Origin of the sequence: Streptomyces sp. NPDC091376, assembly GCF_044757085.1 — a bacterium.
Lineage (GTDB): Bacteria > Actinomycetota > Actinomycetes > Streptomycetales > Streptomycetaceae > Streptomyces > Streptomyces pratisoli.
On the sequence record NZ_JBIVUF010000006.1, the window covers coordinates 173,915 to 193,757 of the forward strand.

Annotated in this window: 18 protein-coding genes and 1 pseudogene; 14 read left to right on the forward strand and 5 right to left on the reverse strand. The window is 69.1% G+C overall.

Features of this window, described 5'->3' with window-relative positions; genetic code table 11:
- Window positions 1-25: 25 nt before the first annotated feature.
- From ACIQMR_RS15120 to ACIQMR_RS15140, 5 genes and pseudogenes are all read left to right on the forward strand, one after another.
- A complete protein-coding gene (locus ACIQMR_RS15120; protein ID WP_401386195.1) occupies window positions 26-997 on the forward strand; it encodes an ABC transporter permease in 972 nt (323 codons plus the stop codon).
- Complete coding sequence (locus ACIQMR_RS15125; protein ID WP_401386198.1) at window positions 994-2,085, forward strand: ABC transporter permease; 1,092 nt, start codon at window positions 994-996, stop codon at window positions 2,083-2,085. Before ACIQMR_RS15120 ends, ACIQMR_RS15125 begins: the two co-directional genes overlap by 4 nt.
- Before the next feature lie 162 nt (window positions 2,086-2,247).
- A complete protein-coding gene (locus ACIQMR_RS15130) occupies window positions 2,248-3,270 on the forward strand; it encodes a LacI family DNA-binding transcriptional regulator (protein ID WP_401386200.1) in 1,023 nt (340 codons plus the stop codon).
- A 100-nt stretch (window positions 3,271-3,370) separates the two neighbouring features.
- A pseudogene (locus ACIQMR_RS15135) lies at window positions 3,371-4,475 on the forward strand (aldose epimerase family protein).
- A 214-nt stretch (window positions 4,476-4,689) separates the two neighbouring features.
- Window positions 4,690-5,232 carry a DUF1707 domain-containing protein gene (locus ACIQMR_RS15140; protein ID WP_401386203.1) on the forward strand — a complete coding sequence of 181 codons (543 nt, stop codon included), beginning with the start codon at window positions 4,690-4,692 and terminating at the stop codon, window positions 5,230-5,232.
- A 308-nt stretch (window positions 5,233-5,540) separates the two neighbouring features.
- Here ACIQMR_RS15140 and ACIQMR_RS15145 read toward each other — a convergent pair whose 3' ends face one another.
- Entirely contained in the window at window positions 5,541-6,323 is a 783-nt protein-coding gene (locus ACIQMR_RS15145; RefSeq protein ID WP_401386206.1) for a DUF899 family protein, read from the reverse strand.
- 309 nt (window positions 6,324-6,632) lie between these two features.
- On the opposite strand from ACIQMR_RS15145, the gene ACIQMR_RS15150 reads away from it, so the two are divergent.
- The 6 genes from ACIQMR_RS15150 to ACIQMR_RS15175 all read left to right on the forward strand — a co-directional run bounded on the left by ACIQMR_RS15150 (window position 6,633) and on the right by ACIQMR_RS15175 (window position 11,730).
- The gene (locus ACIQMR_RS15150; protein WP_401386209.1) at window positions 6,633-7,769 is read left to right on the forward strand and encodes a PP2C family protein-serine/threonine phosphatase; all 1,137 of its coding nucleotides are present in this window, start codon (window positions 6,633-6,635) and stop codon (window positions 7,767-7,769) included.
- 549 nt (window positions 7,770-8,318) lie between these two features.
- On the forward strand, window positions 8,319-9,638 hold the full coding sequence (locus tag ACIQMR_RS15155; RefSeq protein ID WP_401386211.1) for an epoxide hydrolase family protein: 1,320 nt from the start codon (window positions 8,319-8,321) through the stop codon (window positions 9,636-9,638).
- 152 nt (window positions 9,639-9,790) lie between these two features.
- A complete protein-coding gene (tatA, locus tag ACIQMR_RS15160) occupies window positions 9,791-10,093 on the forward strand; it encodes a Sec-independent protein translocase subunit TatA (protein WP_401386214.1) in 303 nt (100 codons plus the stop codon).
- Between the two features lie 74 nt (window positions 10,094-10,167).
- Window positions 10,168-10,980 carry a twin-arginine translocase subunit TatC gene (tatC, locus tag ACIQMR_RS15165; RefSeq protein WP_401386887.1) on the forward strand — a complete coding sequence of 271 codons (813 nt, stop codon included), beginning with the start codon at window positions 10,168-10,170 and terminating at the stop codon, window positions 10,978-10,980.
- An 87-nt stretch (window positions 10,981-11,067) separates the two neighbouring features.
- The gene (tatB, locus tag ACIQMR_RS15170) at window positions 11,068-11,388 is read left to right on the forward strand and encodes a Sec-independent protein translocase protein TatB (protein ID WP_401386217.1); all 321 of its coding nucleotides are present in this window, start codon (window positions 11,068-11,070) and stop codon (window positions 11,386-11,388) included.
- 183 nt (window positions 11,389-11,571) lie between these two features.
- Window positions 11,572-11,730, forward strand: coding sequence for a hypothetical protein (locus tag ACIQMR_RS15175; protein ID WP_401386220.1), 159 nt, complete (start codon window positions 11,572-11,574; stop codon window positions 11,728-11,730).
- Window positions 11,731-11,742: 12 nt separating this feature from the next.
- On the opposite strand, the gene ACIQMR_RS15180 is transcribed toward ACIQMR_RS15175, so the two are convergent.
- Complete coding sequence (locus tag ACIQMR_RS15180) at window positions 11,743-12,753, reverse strand: NADP-dependent oxidoreductase (RefSeq protein ID WP_401386222.1); 1,011 nt, start codon at window positions 12,751-12,753, stop codon at window positions 11,743-11,745.
- A 111-nt stretch (window positions 12,754-12,864) separates the two neighbouring features.
- Between ACIQMR_RS15180 and ACIQMR_RS15185 the strand changes: the two genes are divergently transcribed.
- Window positions 12,865-13,458: a TetR/AcrR family transcriptional regulator gene (locus tag ACIQMR_RS15185; RefSeq protein ID WP_401386225.1), complete on the forward strand. Its 594-nt coding sequence runs from the start codon at window positions 12,865-12,867 to the stop codon at window positions 13,456-13,458.
- Between the two features lie 383 nt (window positions 13,459-13,841).
- On the opposite strand, the gene ACIQMR_RS15190 is transcribed toward ACIQMR_RS15185, so the two are convergent.
- Both ACIQMR_RS15190 and ACIQMR_RS15195 read right to left on the reverse strand, forming a co-directional pair.
- The gene (locus ACIQMR_RS15190; protein ID WP_401386228.1) at window positions 13,842-15,326 is read right to left on the reverse strand and encodes a dihydrolipoyl dehydrogenase family protein; all 1,485 of its coding nucleotides are present in this window, start codon (window positions 15,324-15,326) and stop codon (window positions 13,842-13,844) included.
- Window positions 15,327-15,656: 330 nt separating this feature from the next.
- Window positions 15,657-16,127, reverse strand: coding sequence for a VOC family protein (locus ACIQMR_RS15195; protein WP_401386230.1), 471 nt, complete (start codon window positions 16,125-16,127; stop codon window positions 15,657-15,659).
- A 761-nt stretch (window positions 16,128-16,888) separates the two neighbouring features.
- Here ACIQMR_RS15195 and ACIQMR_RS15200 point away from each other — a divergent pair.
- On the forward strand, window positions 16,889-17,830 hold the full coding sequence (locus tag ACIQMR_RS15200; protein WP_401386233.1) for a helix-turn-helix transcriptional regulator: 942 nt from the start codon (window positions 16,889-16,891) through the stop codon (window positions 17,828-17,830).
- Window positions 17,831-18,094: 264 nt separating this feature from the next.
- Here ACIQMR_RS15200 and ACIQMR_RS15205 read toward each other — a convergent pair whose 3' ends face one another.
- The gene (locus ACIQMR_RS15205; RefSeq protein WP_401386236.1) at window positions 18,095-18,574 is read right to left on the reverse strand and encodes a winged helix-turn-helix transcriptional regulator; all 480 of its coding nucleotides are present in this window, start codon (window positions 18,572-18,574) and stop codon (window positions 18,095-18,097) included.
- A gap of 423 nt (window positions 18,575-18,997) precedes the next feature.
- On the opposite strand from ACIQMR_RS15205, the gene ACIQMR_RS15210 reads away from it, so the two are divergent.
- Window positions 18,998-19,696, forward strand: a complete 699-nt coding sequence (locus tag ACIQMR_RS15210) for an SDR family oxidoreductase (protein ID WP_401386239.1) — start codon at window positions 18,998-19,000, stop codon at window positions 19,694-19,696.
- Window positions 19,697-19,843 lie beyond the last annotated feature (147 nt).

The window sequence follows — 19,843 nt, forward strand, 5'->3', positions numbered from 1 at the left end:
CCTCCACAGAAAGGACCGTGAAGCAGTGACCACCCAGGCGACCGCGGCACCGACCCGCAGCCCGTCACGGCCGAGCGGTTCCGCATGGTTCCAGGAGTACGGCGTCTACGCCGCGGTGGCCGCGCTCCTGATCTTCAACGCGGTCTTCACCGAACACTTCCTCACCGTCGACAACCTCCGCACCCAGCTCATCCAGGTGGCCCCCGTCGTCATCGTGGCGCTCGGCATGGCGCTGGTGATCGGCACCGAGGGCGTGGACCTCTCGGTGGGTTCCGCCATGGCGCTGGCGGCGGCGCTGCTACCGCTGTACCTCGGCTACGGGCTCGTACCCGCCCTGCTCATCGCGCTTCTCGCCGGAGCTGTGGTCGGCGTCGTCAACGGCACCCTGGTGTCCGTGGTGGGGCTCCAGCCCATCGTCGCCACCCTCGCCCTGTTCGTCGGTGGCCGCGGCATCGCCCTCGTCATGGCGGACGGCCGGCTGAAGCAGATCGCCAATCCCGATCTGCTGTCGCTGGGCACCGGCAGCTTCCTCGGCATCCCGCTGGTCGTCCTCATCGCCGCCGTGCTGGCGTTCGCCGTGGCCTTCCTCGTTCACCGGACGACCTTCGGCCGGCAGATCGTCGCGATCGGCGGCAACCGCTCCGCCGCGACGCTCGCCGGGCTGCCCGTCAAACGCGTCCTGACCGGTGTCTACGTCCTGTGCGGCGTGCTCGCCGCGCTGGCGGGCATCCTCGCCACCGCCCGGCTCACCGCCAGCGACCCGTCCTCGCTGGGCAACCTGATGGAGCTGTCCGCGATCACCGCCGTCGTCGTCGGCGGGACCCCGCTCACCGGAGGCTCCATCCGCGTGCTCGGCACCGTCGCCGGTGCGCTGCTCATGCAGTTGCTGCGCGCCACCCTCGTCAAGCACGACCTGCCCGACTCCACCGCCCAGATAGCCCAGGCGGCCATCATCATCGTCGCCGTCTACGTCGCACGGGAGCGCCGATCCCGATGAAACCCACCTCACCACCCGCCGCCTCCCGGAGCGGGACCCGTGCGCCCGCACGCCTCGGCCGGGGAGCCGGTACGGAACCATCGAGGACCGGGCGCTCCGGGCTCCCCAGCCTCCCCGGGCTCCCCGGGCTCCCCGGCAAGGAACGTCTCGCCTCGCTTGTCCAGCGTCAGGGTGTTCTCGCGGTCCTGCTGCTCGTGGTCCTGATCGCCTCCTTCGTCTACCCCACGTTCGCCACCCTCGACAACGCCCGCGGCGTGACCGTGCAGGCGTCGTTCCTCGCGGTCGTGGCTCTGGGCATGACCCTGGTGATCATCACCGGCGGCATCGACCTGTCGGTCGGCTCGGTCTTCGCCCTCGGCGGCGTGCTCGCCGCCTGGGCGTCGCAGTGGGGCGTTGTGCCGGCCCTGCTGGTACCGCTCGCCGCGTGCGGGGCGATCGGCGCGCTCAACGGTGCGCTCATCGCCCGGGCGGGCATGGCGCCCTTCATCGTCACGCTCGCCTCCCTGCTGGGCGCCCGCGGACTGCTTCTGGCCATCACCGACGAAGGCGCCACCACTTATCTCGTGCCCAAGGGCTCGGCGTTCGCCGAACTCGGCCAGGGCACCGTCTGGGGATTCGGGTATCCCATCCTGATCGCCCTCGCGCTCTTCGGCGCCGGGGGCCTGGTGCTGCAGCGCACCTCGTTCGGCCAGACCCTGTTCGCCGTGGGCGGCAGCAGCGACGCCGCGACCCTGATGGGGCTGCCCGTAGCGCGCACCAGATTCATCGTCTATCTGCTCAGCGGGCTCCTGGCCGGGCTCGCCGGTGCCGTGAACGCGGCACGGCTGTCCTCCGGTGTGACGATCGTCGGCACCGGGATGGAACTCGACGCCATCGCGGCCGTGGTCATCGGCGGAACGCTGCTCGTCGGCGGCGCCGGATCCGTCAGCGGCACCCTGTGGGGGGTGCTTCTGCTCGCCGTGATCCAGAACCTCATCAACCAGATCGGTTCGCTCAACTCCTCGTACCAGTCCGTGGTCAGCGGCGGGTTCCTTATCCTCGTCGTGGTCGCGCAGCGTTACCTGGCACGTAGCCGAAGGACAGTCTGAAACCGGCCGGGATCCCGCGGACGCGAGACCGCCGGATCCCGGCATCGGAGCCAGGACGTACCGGAGCCGGGAAAGCGCCGGAGCCAGGAAACGTCGGTCACGCGTCGCGTCCCCAGCCGAACAAAGCCGAGTAAGCCGAGTAAGCCGAGTAAGAGGAGTGCCGTGGGCGTCAGCCTCAAGGACGTCGCGCAGCGGGCAGGCGTGTCGATCAAGACCGTGTCGAACGTGGTCAACAACTACCCCCACGTCACACCCCAGATGCGGGCCAGGGTGCAGCAGGCCATCGACGAGCTCGGCTACCGGCCCAACCTGACGGCGCGTCATCTGCGGAAGGGACGTACGGGCATCATCGCCTTCGCCGTCCCCGAACTCGGCAACCCCTACTTCGCGGAGCTGGCCGGAGCCGTCATCGATGCCGCGGCGGTGCACGACTACACCGTGCTCGTCGACCACACCGCCGGTCTGCGCGAGCGGGAGGTGCTGGTCAGCCAGGAGTTCCGGGCACACGTCATCGACGGACTCATCCTGAGCCCCATCCATCTGGAGAACGAGGATCTGCTCGCCCGGCAGGAGTCCTCGCCGCTGGTGCTGCTCGGTGAGCGCGAGTACGAGGCCCCGTACGACCAGATCGCCATCGACAACGTGGCGGCGGCGCGCACAGCAGTACGCCACCTTCTCGACCTCGGCCGACGCCGGATCGCCTTCCTCGGCTCGCGTACGAGCCGTGAGCGCCGACCCGCACATCTGCGGCTGCGCGGCTGGCGGGAGGAGCACACCGCGGCCGGTCTGCGGCCGGACGAGAACCTGGTCGTGGCCACGGAAGGCTACGGCCGTGCCGACGGCGCCGCGGCCATGGCCGAACTGCTGGAGCGCGGCGAACGTCCCGACGCCGTGTTCGCGTACAACGACCTGATCGCCCTGGGCGCCATGCGGACCCTCACCGAGCGTGGCCTCGAAGTCCCCGCGGACGTCGCCGTGGTCGGCTTCGACGACATCGAGGAGAGCCGCTACGGCGCCGTCACCCTCACGACCGTCTCTCCCGACAAGCCGGCCATCGCCCGCCTGGCCGTCGACCGGCTCGTGGAACGTCTCGCCGGGGGGATCCTGTCGGAGCCGCAGCGCATCAGGCCCGGGTACCGCCTCATCGTCAGGGAGTCGACCCGCACCCGCCGTACCGGCGTCTAGGCCGTGTCTGACGGGCGTGGACGGCTCGGCCACGACGGGTCGGCCGATCCCCGCCACCGACCGTTGCCCTGTGAAGGCCCGCTCGCCAAGAGGACTGATGATGCGCCGACCCACCGTGCACCACACCGTTCGGCACCGCCCCCAGTGGCCAGGACGTCGGCCTGTGGCGACTGGAATCCCGTTCCGGCGTGCGTGCCGAAATCCTCACCTACGGCGGCATCCTGCACGCCCTGGACGTACCCGACACCACGGGTGACACCGCCTCCGTGGTCCTTTCGCTGGCCTCCGTCGACCAGTACGCCGGGAAGAGCCCCTACTTCGGTGCCCTCATCGGCCGCTACGCCAACCGCATCGCCCACGGCCGCTTCACCCTCGACGGAACCACGTACCACGTCCCCGTCAACGACCGTCGCCACGCGCTGCACGGCGGACCCGAGGGCTTCGACACGAAGGTATGGGACGCCACCGCGCTGACGGGGGGCGACCGCGCGGCGGTACGGCTGACACTGCACAGCCCGGACGGCGACATGGGGTTCCCCGGCGCGCTCGACACGACCGTCACGTACGCGCTCGACGCCTCGGGCACGCTGTCGGTCGAGTACACGACGGTGACGGACCGGCCCACCGTGGTCAACACCACCAATCACGCCTACTTCAACCTCGTCGGCGGTGGCGACATCCTCGGCCACACCCTCCAGGTCGACGCCGTCGCCTATCTGCCCGTCGGCATGGACGGCATTCCCGACGGCCCGATCGCCGACGTGTCCGGCACCGCCTTCGACCTGACCTCCCCTCAGCTCATCGGGGACCGGCTCCTGGCGGCCGACGACCAGGTCCGGCAGGCCGAGGGCTACGACCACTGCTGGGTTCTGGCCCCGCACGACGACGGCGAGTTGCGGCGCGCCGCCCGGCTGGTCGCGCCGGCCGCGAAGCGGGTCATGGAGGTGTGGACGACGGAACCCGGTGTGCAGGTCTACACCGCCAACCAGCTTGACGGCACGCTGACGGACGGCGCCGCCCGCTCGCACGGCCGCCACAGCGCGGTGTGCCTGGAGACGCAGCACTTCCCCGACTCGCCCAACCGCCCCGACTTTCCCAGCACGGTGCTGCGCCCGGGGACGACCGGCTACAGCCGCACCGAGTTCCGCTTTCCCCACCTTTCCGACGCCGCAGCGCCAGCCGGTCCCGGTCACGGCCCGTGCTGACCGCGCAGGTTCGCCGGGCCGGACAGGCCGTCCACGGTCCTCATGACGAGTGGCCGGCCGCCGATCACAAGGCCTGCCCGCTACGGACGTTGGCGCGTTCCCATCGTCGGCACGACACCACGGGGTGTCCGGTGGGTCGGGCTGGATCAGCGAGCGGCGTCGCAGGGCGTCGCGACCCCAGCAGGACTCGCCGGACACCCCCTAGGGTGGGACGGTGACTTCTCTGCCGGAAGACCGGCCGCCGGTGTTCAGCGAAGACGACCGCGACGCGGCCGTGCAGCGCGTGCAGGAGGCGTACGCCGAAGGGCACATCTCGCACGAGGAGATGGACGAACGCCTCCACCAGGTGCTCACCGCCAGGACGCACAGCGAGCTTGTGCCCGTTCTGGCCTCGCTCCCCGAGGGAAAAGCGGGGACCACGTCCACGATCGCCGCCGCCGGCGGACGTATCAAGCGGCGCGGCGCATGGCGGGTGCCTCGGATCCTCAAGGTCGCGTCCGCGTTCGGAAGGGTGCACCTGGACCTGTCCCGGGCGGTCATCGAGCATCCGGTCGTCGACATCGAGTTGCAACTCGGCACCGGCAGAGCCAAGATCACGGTGCCCCGCGACGCGATCGTCGACCTCGACGATCTGCACACCGGATGGAAGGACACCCGCTACAAGCCGCCGCCGCCCTCCCGCCCCGGCGGGCCGAGGATCCGGATCTCCGGGACCATGGGGTTCGGACGGTTGAAGATCCGCCACGCACGGCGTTGAGACCCACTCGACAGACCCACTCGACGGGCGTACTCCTTCCGTTCGGCGGCCCGGACATCGAGCCCTGGTCCAAGCCGTCGAGCCCTGGTCCAATCCGTCGCGCTCTGGCCCGGAGGCCGGTCCGCGATGGGCCGGATCCCGCTCGGCCGGCCGCCGAGAACACTCGGTCACAGGTTGCGACGGGGCGCTTCAGCCGGTGAGCGAGTGCTCGAGCCCGCGGATCTGACGGCGTCCGTGAGGTCCGCCCTACACGCCGAGCACCAGCACCTGCACCTGCACCCCGTTGACGTGCCGTCGACGAGGGCCCGTCAGTGGTGATGGCCCTGCCGGCCGAGGGTCTCCACGGCGGTCGCGCCGGGGCGGGTCCACTGCGGCACAGGGCGACTGGTCGGGCCCCAGGTGGCGTTCCCGTCCGCGTCCGAGCGCCATGACCAGCACGGGCCGCGGCCTTCGGGCCGGCCTTCGGGGTTGTCCTCCCACGCCTCGCCGCGGCCGTAGGGCGTCATGTCGAGCAGGCCGAGGGACGCGTTGACCCGCTCGTTGCCGCGGCCCGTCGTCGAGTAGGTGAGGAACACGCGGTCGGCGTCGCGCAGGAAGCACGTGAGGTGACCCATGGCACCGCCGACCGGCGCCTCCACGTCGCGCACCGAGTACCAGGGCTGGGTGTAGCCCATGAACTCGACGTACGAGGCCACCTCGTCCCAGCGGCCTGTGGTGAGGACGGCGAACGATACGCCGCGGGCGTTGAGGTAGACCGCGTCCTTCAGGTGCCAGGCCGTGGTGGTGCAGCCCTCGCACTGGCCCTGGTGCGGCGCGCCGTCGTACCACATGTGCTGGTAGACCACGAGCTCGTCGCGGCCCTGGAACAGGTCCAGGAACGGGACCCGGCCGTCCGCTCCGACGACCTCGGCCTTGCCGTCGAGCTCCACCATCGGCAGCCGGCGGCGGGCCGCGGCGATGGCGTCGCCCTCGCGGGTATGGGCCTTCTCACGGACCAGCAGCTCGTCACGGGCGGCCTGCCAGGTGGCCAGGTCGACCACGGTCGGGCGGCCGGGCAGCGCGCTGGTCGGGTCGTCCGGCGTGGTGGTCATGGTGTCCTCCGTGGAGTCTCGTGCGTGGAGTCTCGTGCCGGGCAGCTTCGTACGAGGTGCTGCCACAGTCACCAGATCAGACTCGCGATCCGGCCGGAACTCATCGCGACAGGAGGCACCCGCGGCCGGGCACGCAGGGACGCCGCCGGGCCGACAAGGTCGCAGACACGCTCTCAGGCTTCACCTGGCGGACGTAGCGGCACCGAGGGCCCGCCGACCACAGGTCACCGGGCCGGGAGGCCAGGAAGGCGCTCGGCGAGGCAGGCTGTATTCATGCGGTCGCTCCTCCGCCCACAACCTCGACCAGGAGTGGACGGTCACAACCGGGTCCTGCTCACACTCGCGCAGTGTGTGCCCTTCGTGATCGCGCTGGCCGTGCTGACCATCGAACTCACCCCGGCCCACTTCATCTACACCGGCCCCCTCCTCACGGCGACCCCGGCGCTGGCCGCGGTGACGATGGGCCCCAGGGGCACCACCACGGCAGTAGCTCTCGCGTTGGCGATCAGTGTCACCACCGCCACCTACAACCAGGCATGGGGCACCCTGCAGGTCTACTCCAACTTTCTGGCCCTCACCCTCGTCTCCGTGGCCGGTTTCATCACGAGCAGCGCCATGCGCAGGCAGCGACAGAGCGAGCTCGATCAGGTGCGCCGGATCGCCGTGGCCGCGCAGGAGGTCATCCTGCGGCCCGTCCCCCCGCGCATGGGCCCGGTGCAGGCCGCGAGCCTGTGCCTCGCGGCCGGGACCGGGGCACAGGTCGGCGGCGATCTGTACGAGGCGGTACAGACTCCGTACGGCGTCCGGATGATCGTCGGCGACGTCCGCGGCAAGGGGCTGAACGCCATCCGCGCGGTCGCCGTGGCGCTGGGTGCCTTCCGGGATGCCGCGCACTACGAGGACGAGCTGGTGAACGTCATGGACCACTGCGCGGCCGCGCTGCGGCGGGAGGCCGCCAAACCGTGGGCATACGACCAGGAAGCCCTGATGGAGGGATTCACCACCGCGCTGATCGCCCAGGTGCCCGACGAACACGTCGTGCACCTGATCAACCGTGGCCATCCGCCCCCGCTGTTGCTGCACCACGGCAGGGTTCAGGCCCTGATGCCGGCCGGCCCAATGCCGCCCCTCGGCCTGGAGGATCTCATCACCGGCCCTCCCCAGAAGCCGGAGAGCCATCCGTTCCTGCCGGGCGACCGTCTGCTGCTGTACACCGACGGTGTGATCGAGGCCCGCGACCGGAACAACGACTTCTTTCTCCTGCCCGAGGCCATGCAGGGCATGGGCGCCGACACCACCCCGCGGGAGTTCCTCGACGAACTGCACCGGCAACTGCTCCGCCACACCGGCGGCCACCTGGCGGACGATGTCGCCATGATCGTCGTCGACCGGCTCGACGAAGAGACAGGCATGCAGGTCAGCACGACTGGCCGCCACCTGATGTGACAGCCGTGTCCCGCCCTCGTATGGCTTGAGCCCGTATGGCCTGAGCGCGTGTGGCTTGAGCGCGGGCCCTGAGCGCGCGGGTCCTGAGCGGCACACGGTGGCGAGAACTCTGGACCACCAGCCCGAGGACGCCCGCGTCCGCGACGCCGCCACCGGTGCCCCCGGACATCCCGCTCGGTGTACTACGCACCGCCCCCCGGCTCCGCGACGGGAGGGACAGCTGATCCACGGGGCGGATCACACCAGCCTGAAGCGTCCCAAAACCCTTGGAAGACGCAGATCAGGCGTCGTCACCCCTCATCCACCCACATCCTGGCTTGCATATCTAAATCCAGACGCTAACCTGGAGGCCATGGGCGGCGCAGAACCTGCGAGCCGCCCGGGCGACACCGGACCGCGGGACACCATTCCGGCCGCACCGCACGGTGCGGAAGCGGCCATCGAGCGGCGGGAGCGGCCGCGCCCATGGACCGCTGAAACCCGCCCCATCGAAACCCACGCGCCACACCACCCTTTCAACAACCTCGAACACTCCCAAGGAGATGCACCATGTCCGAAATGCTTCCGCCGCACTCCCGAAGGGCCTTCCTTTCCACCTCGGCCGCCGCGACGGCCGCGGCGGTCGCGGGATCCACCGGCCTGTTCCCCGCCCGGCCGGCCGCAGCGGCCGAAAGGGGGGCCGGCAGCGGCCCGGCAGCGGGCGGGAGCATCCGTCCCTTCCGCGTCCATTTCCCGGAAAGGGATCTCGTCGATCTCCGCCGGCGCATCGTGTCCACGCGCTGGCCCGAGCACGAGACCGTCGTGGACCACTCGCAGGGCGTGCCGCTCACCACGACCCAGGAACTCGCGCGCTACTGGGCGTCGGAGTACGACTGGCGCAAGGTCGAGGCGAAGCTGAACGCCCTGCCGAACTTCATCACCGAGATAGACGGGCTGGACATCCACTTCATCCACGTCCGTTCCAAGCACAAGAACGCGATGCCGCTCATCGTGACCCACGGATGGCCGGGCTCGGTCGTCGAGCAGCTGAAGATCATCGAACCGCTCACGAATCCCACGGCATGCGGGGCGAAGGCGTCGGACGCGTTCCACGTGGTGATCCCGTCGCTGCCCGGCTACGGGTTCTCGGGCAAGCCGACCACGTCCGGCTGGGGCCCAGACCGTATCGCTCGCGCCTGGACAGAGCTGATGCAGCGCCTGGGATACACGAAGTACGTGGCGCAGGGCGGCGATTGGGGTGCCCTCATCGTGGACCTCATGGCGGTGCGGAAGCCTTCGGGACTGCTCGGCATCCACACCAACCTGCCCGGCGTGGTCCCGCCGGAGATCGCCAAAGCCCTCGCGACCGGCAGCCCGGTACCCCCCGGGCTCTCGGACGAGGAGAAGCAGGCGTACGAGCAGTTGCAGTTCACCTACAAGCACCTCGGCTACGCTCGCATCATGGGGTCCCGCCCGCAGACGCTGACCGGACTGACGGATTCGCCCGTCGGACTCGCGACCTTCATGCTCGACCACGACGGGCGCAGTCTGGAACTGATATCCCGGGTGTTCGCCGGACACCAGGAAGGCCTGACACGGGACGACATCCTGGACAACATCACGCTCTACTGGCTGACGAACACGGCGCTCTCCTCCGCTCGTCTCTACTGGGAGAACAAGTACTCCCTCGTCCCGAACGGCGTCTCCATCCCGGTAGCCGTGAGCGCCTTCCCCGACGAGAACTTCCAAGCCCCGAAGAGCTGGGCACAGAAGGCCTATCCCCAGCTGATCCACTACAACAGGCTCCCCAGGGGCGGGCACTTCGCGGCCTGGGAGCAGCCGCGCCTGTTCACGGATGAGCTTCGGGCGGGCTTCCGGTCCCTTCGCTAGACACCCGTGCGGGCGAGGGCGGGTACATGCCCTCGCCCGCCCCTCCCCCCGTCTCGCCTTCTCTCCTGTCCTCTCCTTCCCCCTCACCCTCCCCGTCCCCATCACCCTTCCGCAGCGGAGCGATCGCCGCTCCCGGCACGAAAGGCCTCATCATGTTCGGCAAACTCGGCGCACCCGAGATCCTGCTCATCCTCGTCGTCGTCATCCTCCTCTTCGGTGCCAAGCGCCTGCCCGACATGGCGCGCTCGCTCGGACAGTCCATGCGCATCCTCAAGACCGAGACCAAGGCCATGCGCACCCGCGAGGACGAAACCACCGCCGCCGGCCCGCCCCCCGCAGATGTCGACTCCGCGAGCCGGATCGCTTCCCAGCGCCCCCTCGCTGCCGCACCCGGGCAGCAGGAGGACACCGCTGCGCCGGGGGCCCGTACGCAGGAAGCCGTCGGTACGCACTGACGCCGGACGGTGCCGGCGAGAGAAACGGAGGTCTGCTCGTGCTCGCAGCCACCCTTCAAGCCCCTGAGGGGCACATGCCCATGATGGGCCACCTCCGCGAGCTGCGGATCCGCCTGGTGAAGGCGATCGCCGCAGTAATGGTGACGACGCTTGTCGCGGGGCTGTTCTACAAGCAACTGATCGACTTCGTCATCGCGCCGCTGCCGGGCTGTACCCCGGGAGAGGGGAACGGCGTGACGTCCGCCGGGCGTTGCGGCGTCATCGCCACCAACGGTCTCCTCTCGCCCGTCACCCTCGCCTTGAAGGTGTCGTTGACCGCCGGTCTCATCGGCGCGAGTCCCGTCTGGCTCTACCAACTGTGGAGGTTTCTCGCCCCAGGGCTGCACCGCGGCGAGAGGAAGCACACCCTCGCCTTCCTCGCCACGGGCATCCCGCTGTTCCTGATCGGGGCGGCGTTCGCCTATGCCGTCCTGCCCACGACGGCGCGGGTGTTGATCTCCTTCACCCCCGACCAGGCCACCAACATCCTGCCCGTCGACGACTTTCTCGACCTTGCCACCCGTATGGTCGTGGTCTTCGGGCTGTCCTTCGAGCTCCCTCTGCTCCTCATCATGCTCAATGTGGCAGGCGTCCTCAGCGCCGCCCGCATGGCGGGCTGGTGGCGGCACATGCTTATCGGCATCGCGGTCTTCGCCGCCATCGCCACTCCCAGCAGCGATCCGCTGAGCATGCTCGCGCTCGCGGGGCCCATCACCGCGCTCTACCTGGCCGCCTGCGCCGTCTCCTGGCTCAACGACCGCCGCCGTGGCCGCACACGCGCGGCACGTCTCAGCCCCGACGAGCCCTCACCTCTTCCCGCCTCCGACGAGTCGCGCCACGGTCGCTGAGCCGATGTCCCGCGTGCACCGCGCCGGACTGCACCGCCCTGCACCGCACTGCACTGCGTCGCCCCGCCCCGCCAAAGGAGGGCACACATGTTCTTCGACATAGGCCCGCTCGAAATGGTCACCATCTTCGTGATCGCGATCGTCGTCCTCGGGCCGGAGAAACTCCCCAAGGCGATCTCCGAGATCTCCGCCTTCACACGCAAGGTCCGTTCCTTCTCGGACACCGCTCAAGCCGACATCCGCAGAGAACTCGGCCCAGAGTTCACCGACTTCCAACAGCACTCTCTCCAACTCCGCGGCCTCCACCCGCAAGCACTGGCGCAACAAGCACTGACCGGCGCCGAGGACGAGACGAGACCGCATGCAACGACATCCACGAAGAGTGCCCCGGTCCCGCCACCTGCCTGATCACGCGTCAGCTCCGCAGCGAGGACCGGACGGCGACGTCGCCCTCGTTGGGATTGTCGACGTTCGGCCCCCTGGCGGGCGGGGTGTCCAGCGGACAGCGGGAGGAGCCGACGAAGCCCGTCCAGCCTGAAAGCGGGGAGACGGCGGATTCGGCTCTCTGCGGCGAAGTCCACTGTCGTAACCGTGACCGAGACGACGGAGGAAGCGGCGCCGTCGCTCGCGCCGGTGCCGGGCTCGACGGCGCCGCTCTGGCAGGACGGGCTGCCGGTGACGCTTCTGGCGCCGGCCTATCGTCTCGATGGCCACCGGTGGCTCGCGGACGAGCGCCGGACACGTCGGTGAAACGGCTCGTCCCTAGGCGACCGCGAGCACGATCTTGCCCTGGATGTGTCCTCGGGCGGCGCGTTCGTGCGCGGCTCGGACATCCGCGAGCGCAAACGTGCTGTCGATCGCGACGCGGACCCTGCCCGCGTCGAGCAGGCGTCCCAGTTCGGCAAGCTGCGCGCCGTTCGAGCGGACCTGGGTGCCAGTGACCGTGACACCCAGCTTCGCGTTCTCTTCTTCGTCGAATTCGCCGAAGAACACGGGAAACAGGGAGCCGCCGCGCTTGAGCGTGCGCAGGAAGCGCTTGCTGTGGGGGCCACCGACAGCGTCGAGAACGAGGTCGACGTCGCGCACCAGTTCCTCGGGACGGCTCTTGGTGTAGTCGATGAACTCGTCGGCGCCGAGCTCGCTCAGGAACAATTCATGCGCGCCCGACGCCACCGCGATGACACGCGCACCCTTCCATTTCGCCAGCTGTAGCGCGAAGTGCCCCACGCCGCCCGCGGCGCCGTTGATGAGCACCGTCACGTTGGAGTCGAGTGGCACCGGGCGATGCTGCGCCGCCTGGAAGGGCGACGGGTGATCGTGTCCGAGCTCGATCAGGAACTGCCACGCGGTGAGCGCGGCCATAGGCGCCCCGGCGGCGTGCACGTGATCGATGCCGGCGGGTTTCAGCGCGAGGTCCGACGCAGGCGCGGCCACGTACTCGGCATAAGTGCTGCCATCGAAGCCGGGGAAGCGAAGGAGACCGAAGACTTCGTCACCGACGGAGAGGCTGTCCACATCCGCGGCGACAGCCTCGACAACACCCGACAGGTCCGTACCCGGAATCACCGGCAAGCTGAACTTCGGCCTGCCCCTCGGAGGCAGGTTGGACATCCCGTCGCGCAAGTACCAGTCGGGCGGGTTGACGCCGACCGCGTGCACGCGAACGAGCACCTCACCCGGCCCCGGCTCGGGAATCGGCACCTCGTCGTAACGCAGCACTTCAGGGCCGCCGTGCTCATGGAGCCGGACCGCCCTCATCATGTGTGTCGGCATCGTTCTCTCCTGCCCGCACCGCGGGATAGTCTTATTCGGATCAGCGATCCACATAAACGGACCACTGATCCGAATATATGGACCACTGATCCGGATAGTCAAGAGGTACAGATGCGGGCCGACGCGAGGAAGAACCGCGACCACCTGCTCGCAGTAGCGGGCACCGCCATCACCGAGCAAGGCGTCGACGTATCACTGCGCGACATCGCGCGCAGGGCCGATGTCGGACTCGCGACGCTGCTGCGTCACTTCCCGACGCGCGAGGCGCTGCTCGATGCCCTGCTCCGCACGAGCTTCGACGAGCTGACCGCCAGGGCAGGCGCCCTCGAAACGCCCAGCTCGCCCGACGATGCTCTCGTTTCGTGGCTACGCGACTGCGTCGCGTGGACCACTGAGTATCGGGGCGTGGTCGTACTGATGGCAGCCGCCATCGAGGACACCGAGTCCGCACTCCACGCCTCGTGCGTCAGTCTGCGCGCGGCCGGTGCACGGCTCCTCACCCGCGCCCAGGACGCGGGCGTGGCGCGGACCGACATTGATGGCACCGATCTGTTCGCGCTTGTATCGGCACTCGCTTGGCTCGGCGATCAACACTCGCTCGCGCCACGCGCCGATCACCTCTTCGACGTTGTCACAAGCGCGATCCTGACCAACGAGGCGAGCAGCGATGCCGAGAGGGAACGCCGCCCTCGCGCCCGTAGCTGAAATCCACGCGCACTCGCACGCGGACCGCCAACTCGGCCACGCGCTCGGCAAGTACGGATCGACGCACCTGCCAGGTTCGTCAAAGCGGTCAACGTCACCGGCATCCAACCAGCGGCTCCCCGGGAGCGGACCGCGACCGCCGGAAAGCGGCTGACGAAGGCGGAAGCTCGCCAACAGCGACTGGTCACCACCCAGGCACCGAGTGGCTGGTCACCGACCGGACCGAGGGGCGCGATCGACATGGCGGCGAAGGAGCCCTCGGTCCGATCCGCGTTCGCGGGCAGTCCACTGCCGGCCACCGGGACGGGAGGCGGCTCCTCCCCCTCAGTCGACCGGGTCACCCGGCGGAGGCCAGGACCGTGCCGCGTGCGGCCGGAGTATGTTCAGCCTCGGTGGGTCTCCAGCAGTCGCAGCCAGACTTCGCCGAGGGTGGGGAAGGCAGGAACAGCGTGCCAGAGCCGGTCGAGGGGCACCTCGCCGGCGACCGCGATGGTGGCCGAGTGCACGAGTTCCCCGACTCCGGGGCCGGCGAAAGTGACGCCCACCACGGTGTTGCGGTCGGTGTCGATGAGCATGCGGGCGTGGCCGCGGTAGTCCTCGACGTACTGGTGGGCCCCCGCGATGTGGGCGAGGTCGTAGTCGACGACCTCGATGTGGCGCCCGCTCTGCTCGATCTCGCGGGTGGTGAGGCCGACGGAGGCGATTTCGGGGGTGGTGAAGACGACCTGGGGGACGGCCGCGTGGTCGGCGGTGGCGACATGCGCGCCCCAGGCGGCGTCGTCGATGGGCTCGCCGTTGGCTCGGGCGCCGATGACGGTGCCGGCGATCCGGGCCTGGTACTTGCCCTGATGCGTCATCAGGGCACGGCGGTTGACGTCGCCGACGGCGTAGAGCCAGCCGCCGTCGACGCCGGTGACCTGGAAGGTGTCGTCGACGGTCAGCCAGCCGCCGGGGGTGAGGCCGACGGTCTCCAGCCCGACGTCGCGGGTCTGCGGGGCGCGGCCGGTGGCCAGCAGGATCTCGTCCGCGGCCAGTTGTGTGCCGTCGGAGAGTGTGATCCGCACCTCGCCGTCCTGGCCGCTCTCGCGGGCCAGGGAGGTGACGGTGGTGTTGAAGCGGATGTCGACGCCCGCTTCGCGCAGGCCGTCGGTGATCAGTTCGCCGGCGAACGGCTCCATCCGCTCGAGGAGTCCGTTCTCGAGGACGAGCATGGTGACCTGGGAGCCGAGGGCTTGCCAGGCGGTGGCCATCTCGACGGCGACGACACCGCCGCCGACGACGGCGAGGCGGCCGGGCACCTTGTCGGCGCTGGTGGCCTCTCGGCTGGTCCACGGGCGGACAGTGTCGAGTCCGGGGATGGGAGGCAGCGCCGCGCGGGAGCCGGTGGAGACGGCGACGGCGTGCCGGGCGGTCAGGGTAATGGTGTCGCCCTCGGGGGTCTGCACGGCGACCTGCTTGGGTCCGGTGAGGCGGCCGTGGCCGCGTATGAGGTCGACGGAGACCGAGTCCAGCCAGTCGACCTGGTCCTCGTCCTTCCAGTACGAGGACATCTTGTCGCGGTGTGCGAGGACCGCGTCGACGTCGAGTGGGCCGGCGACGGCCGGGTCGAGTCCGGGTATGCGGCTCGCGTCGGCCCGTGCGACCACCGGCCGCAGCAGCGCCTTGCTGGGGTCGCAGGCCCAGAACGAGCATTCGCCGCCGATGAGGTCGCGCTCGATGATCACGGTGCTGAGTCCGGCGGCGCGGGCGCGTTCGGCCACGTTCTCGCCGACCGGGCCCCCGCCGATGACGATCACGTCGTAGGTGCGGGTCGTGTCGTTCTTCACTGCTGCGTTCGTCACTGCTGTGTTCCTCACTGATTCGTTCATTGCTTCCGTGACTCGGTCGGACACTCCGGCGGCCGTGGCCCATTGCCGGCCGCGATTGCCGTTTCAGGCGCCGTTTCCCGCCGCCGGACGGCCGGGCTGCCACACCGCACGGGGTCGAGGGGGCGGTCACGGGATGGGACGGCATCGGCGGACAGAGCCGCTTCTCGGCCGGTGGCAGCCGGACCGCCGGGTGGCGGCGAGCACCCCTGCCCTCGCCCGGCGGTCCGGTGCCGGCCTTCGGCCCGGATCGCGAGAACCGCTGGACCGGACCGGCTGCCTCCGGGCCGGGCACGACCCGTCGCAGCCCTTCGGCGGTGGCTTGAGGGGTTGTCAGCGGCCGGGGAGACGCTGCGAGACCTCCTGGAGCACCCAGCCGTTGCCGTCCGGGTCGCTGAAGGTGGCGAAGGAGCCGTAGGAGGCGCGCTCGGGGTGCAGGCCGACCAGCCGCTCCTGGCCGGGGCCTCGGTGGGTGACGTGCCCGCCCTCGTGCCCGTGGAAGAGTCCGCCTGCGTCGTGGAAGATCTCGCTGACCTCGATGCCGCGGCCGGTGAGTTCCGCGCGCGCTTCCTCGATGTCGGAGACGATGAGGTACAGGCCCTGGAACGAGCCGGGAGCGATAGGGGTTATCCCCTCACCGAAGATGATCGAGCACTCGGAGCCGGGCGGCGTGAAGTGCACGACCCGGAAGTCCTCGTTGGCCGTGTAGTCCACGTCCAGGCGGAATCCGACCTTCTCGTAGAAGGCCTTGGCCTGATCGATGTCGGAAACGGGCAGCACGATCATTTCGAGCTTCAGATTCATGAGGGTGTCCTTGTTCCTTGACGTCTGTGGATTACGCCCAATGCGTCACCGGACCGTCGAATGGGGTTTCGTTGGTCGGAGAGGTCTGCGTGTCCTGTGGGCTTGTCGCTGACCTGTAATCCAGAGAACCAGCCGGAAAGGCACCTAGGGCCGGTCAAGCAGGCCTGCCTCGACCATGGCCTACTGGTCCAGGGACTGGCAGGCCCCCTTTCCCTGTCGCTGAGTCACCGCCGATGCAGGCTTCGGGATAACGCACCTTGAACCTCGTCGAGGCGACCGGCGAAAGGTCGTCGACGCGGCCACGGGCCGACCTCTGGACGACAGCGCGGCATTCGGCTCCACCGCTGGCCCCGCCGTCGGCGAGGTCATGCACGCCCGCCACTTGGGCCCTAACCGGAGATGATCTGCGTGCCCAACGGGCGTGGCCGGGGTGGGCAGCACGCGGCAGCGGCTGCCGGACCGCCCGTGACGCTGCACGCACCCTCGCGCCTGCTTCCCCGAAACGTCCTCGACGGCCCACTTTTCGTAACAACGCATACGGTGATCCCGAATCCGCTCCTAATCACCATGGCCATATTCGGGAAGAGTCTGTTTACTCGACGTCACTCGCTGCGGGAAAGCAATCGGGACGACTCCAGTTCGCTTTTACAGGGTGACTGTTTCCGGAAGTCCCCTTTTTCGCAGACAGCGACTGGCTCATGTGACCGCATTATTGCTCTGTACGTTTGCTGGGAGCGCGCGCCGAGGGCTATCCTCAATATATGGCCAAGACGTCGTCCGGTTCAGGTGATAACAAAGAGCTGAGCGATTTTCTGCGATCGCGGCGCGCGCGGGTGGCTCCTGAGCAGGCCGGGGTCACGCCGGGGGCGAGTCGCCGTGTTCCGGGACTCCGCCGTGAGGAGGTTGCGCTCTTGGCCGGATTGAGCGCGGACTACTACATCCGCCTGGAACGTGGCCGGGCGGCCAATGCCTCTGAAGAAGTACTGGAGGCCGTAGCCCGGGCTCTGCGGCTGGATGATGTCGAGCGTGCGCATCTGTTCAACCTGGCCAGGCCGCAGTCCGTGGCCAGAGCGAGCAAGCCTGCAGTCCCGCGGCGAGTGCGTCCGGGTGCGTACGCTCTGCTTGAGGCTCTGCGGGATACCCCTGCCATGATTTTGGATGGCCGTATGGACGTCCTTGCCCTCAACCGGATGGCTCGCGCGATATATGTCGATTTTGAGATCATGCCGGTCCGTGAGCGCAATATGGCGCGATTCATATTTCTCGACCCTGCGGCGCGTGAACTATTCATTGACTGGGACATGGCCGCCCGCATGGTCGTCACAGGTTTGCACCTGTATGCGGGTCGGCATCCGAACGATCCACGACTGACCGAGCTACTTGATCAGCTTTCGGCCGTGGACGAAGACTTTCACCGATGGTGGGCGGCACACGACGTGGAGGAGTTCGCCCACGGCACCAGACACTATCGGCACCCCCTGCTCGGCGAAGTCACCCTGAACTATGAGAGCCTCATATTCCCCGGCGACCCGGACCAGTGGTTGTTCGTGAGTACAGCCGAGCCCGGCTCACCATCATCCACAGCATTGCGCACCCTCGCCGGCCGGATCGGCGCCCTGGACACCTCGGTACATGCAGGCTCCGCGAGCAGCCCCGAGCGACTGTCTGACCGTCAGCCCCAAGTGCAGCCGGAAAAGGGTTGACGTCAGACGGTCAATCACTGCCCCTTGGACGACAGTTGCCTTCGGGACCGCTCATGCCCTACGCCTCCGTCGGTGGCGATTCACCCCAACGGGTCGGCGGCAGTGAACTGACAGACCACGCTGTCATCGAGCGCCAGGGCCGCCCGGAGCCGGCGAAGCTCTTCAGCCTGGAAGGACGGACGGCGATTCGGCTGGGCTCAGGCTGCGGTCGGGGCCGGTCAAGGCCCCGGCAGCCGTGTCCCGTGTCAGGGCCTGACAGCAGTCTCAGGTTCTGGCGGCCGTGTCCGCTCGGTCCATGACGACGTCGGTGCCGGGCACTTCGTTACCGTCTTCGTCGACGAACCCGACATGGACGGGCTGACCGGTGGATCGCATCCGACGTACCGCTGAGGGGCCCGACGGGCGCGGGCGGTGATGGTCGCCCCACTGCTGGAGCGCGGCCAGCACCACCCACAGCTCACGCCCCGCCGGTGTCAGGTGGTAGCTCTGTCGCGGCCTGCTGCCCGGCTCCTGATAAGTCTTCGTGCTCAGTACGCCGGTCTCGACAAGCAGCTTGAGCCTGGCGCTGAGCAGGTTCGACGCGATGCCCAGGGACGACTGGATGTCGGCGAACTTGTGCCTGCCGGCGAAGACCTCGCGGAGTACCAGAAGGGACCAGCGCTCGCCGAGAATCTGCAGGCTGCGCTCGATGGAGCAGGCCGGCTCGTCGTTCGTGGGGCCTGACCACTGCCGTCCGGTTGGCACTGTCCACCTCCTACGTGGTGCCGGTCCCGCGTTCGCCCGGCTGTCGCATCGTGCAGCAGACAGTCTACACCCTGGGTTTCCTCTTGCAATTCAGGCCGCGAACCAGACCTCTACGCAGCCCCGAGTGACCGCATGTCACGCATTGCCACCTCATATCCACTCACCCCCTGCCTTGCATTTCTAAATCCAGACGTTAATCTGGAGGCATGGGTGGCGCACTCCACGTGAACCGCCCGGAGACACGGGGCGGATGACGCCCCCCTCCAGCCACGCCGGACCGTGCGCCGGCAGCCGTCAAGGCCGTCACAGCCGGGCCCCCTGGCTTCAGCCGGCCTCGTCGGCCGACCGACAACCACCGACCACCAACCACCGAGCGGCCCGCCTGGACATGGCGGGCCGCTCGCCAAGAAGAAAGAAGGCACGATGGAGATCAAAGGATCAGTCGCCCTGGTCACGGGCGCCAATCGCGGCATCGGCCACGCATTCGCCCGCTCACTGATCGACCACGGCGCGGCCAAGGTCTACGCCGCCACCCGCGACCCGGCCAACGTGACGGATCCCGATCTGGTCCCGCTGCGTCTGGACGTCACCGACCCGGAGAGCGTCGCCGCGGCCGCCGCCGTCGCCGACGACGTCTCCATCGTGATCAACAACGCCGGGATCGGCGGCGCGGGCACCAAGCTCCTGGAAGGCTCGTTCGACGGTGCGCGCCAGGCCATGGAGGTCAACTACTTCGGCACCTGGGCCGTCTCACGGGCCTTCGCCCCGGCCCTGGCCCGCAACGGCGGCGGAGCGCTGGTCAACATGCTCTCGCTGGCCTCCTGGGCCAGCCAGGCGCAGTTCGCCGGATACGCGGCCTCCAAGGCCGCGCAGTGGTCACTGACGGACGCGCTGCGACGGGCCCTGTACGCACAGGGAACCCTCGTCGTCGGGGTGCACGCCGGCTTCGTGGAGACGGATCTCAGCGCCTGGACCGACGCGCCGAAGGTCAGCCCCGCCACCGTGGCCGAGCTGACCATGCAAGCCCTGGCCGGCGACCGGTTCGAAGTCCTCGTCGACGAGGAGACCCGGCGCGTCAAGGCCGCACTGTCACAGCCGGTGAGCGCGCCACCCGTCGCCTGACGCCCCGCTCCCGTCGAAACCCGACCGGAGGAGCCCCGCTTCCTGCTACCGGCAATGACGCAGCGAGCCCTCATCACCGGACTGTGGGCCGCCCCACCGGTTCGGCCTCCGGGTCCGCCCTCCGGGTCCGCCCTCCGGGTCCGGCCT

What these genes read in the sequence shown, in the direction of transcription:
- ACIQMR_RS15125 (WP_401386198.1), top strand. Translation starts at nt 994, where the DNA reads ATGAAACCCACCTCACCACCCGCCGCCTCCCGGAGCGGGACCCGTGCG.
- ACIQMR_RS15145 (WP_401386206.1), bottom strand. Translation starts at nt 6,323, where the DNA reads ATGACCACCACGCCGGACGACCCGACCAGCGCGCTGCCCGGCCGCCCG.
- ACIQMR_RS15155 (WP_401386211.1), top strand. Translation starts at nt 8,319, where the DNA reads ATGTCCGAAATGCTTCCGCCGCACTCCCGAAGGGCCTTCCTTTCCACC.
- tatA (WP_401386214.1), top strand. Translation starts at nt 9,791, where the DNA reads ATGTTCGGCAAACTCGGCGCACCCGAGATCCTGCTCATCCTCGTCGTC.
- tatC (WP_401386887.1), top strand. Translation starts at nt 10,168, where the DNA reads ATGCCCATGATGGGCCACCTCCGCGAGCTGCGGATCCGCCTGGTGAAG.
- tatB (WP_401386217.1), top strand. Translation starts at nt 11,068, where the DNA reads ATGTTCTTCGACATAGGCCCGCTCGAAATGGTCACCATCTTCGTGATC.
- ACIQMR_RS15180 (WP_401386222.1), bottom strand. Translation starts at nt 12,753, where the DNA reads ATGCCGACACACATGATGAGGGCGGTCCGGCTCCATGAGCACGGCGGC.
- ACIQMR_RS15185 (WP_401386225.1), top strand. Translation starts at nt 12,865, where the DNA reads ATGCGGGCCGACGCGAGGAAGAACCGCGACCACCTGCTCGCAGTAGCG.
- ACIQMR_RS15190 (WP_401386228.1), bottom strand. Translation starts at nt 15,326, where the DNA reads ATGAACGAATCAGTGAGGAACACAGCAGTGACGAACGCAGCAGTGAAG.
- ACIQMR_RS15195 (WP_401386230.1), bottom strand. Translation starts at nt 16,127, where the DNA reads ATGAATCTGAAGCTCGAAATGATCGTGCTGCCCGTTTCCGACATCGAT.
- ACIQMR_RS15200 (WP_401386233.1), top strand. Translation starts at nt 16,889, where the DNA reads ATGGCCAAGACGTCGTCCGGTTCAGGTGATAACAAAGAGCTGAGCGAT.
- ACIQMR_RS15210 (WP_401386239.1), top strand. Translation starts at nt 18,998, where the DNA reads ATGGAGATCAAAGGATCAGTCGCCCTGGTCACGGGCGCCAATCGCGGC.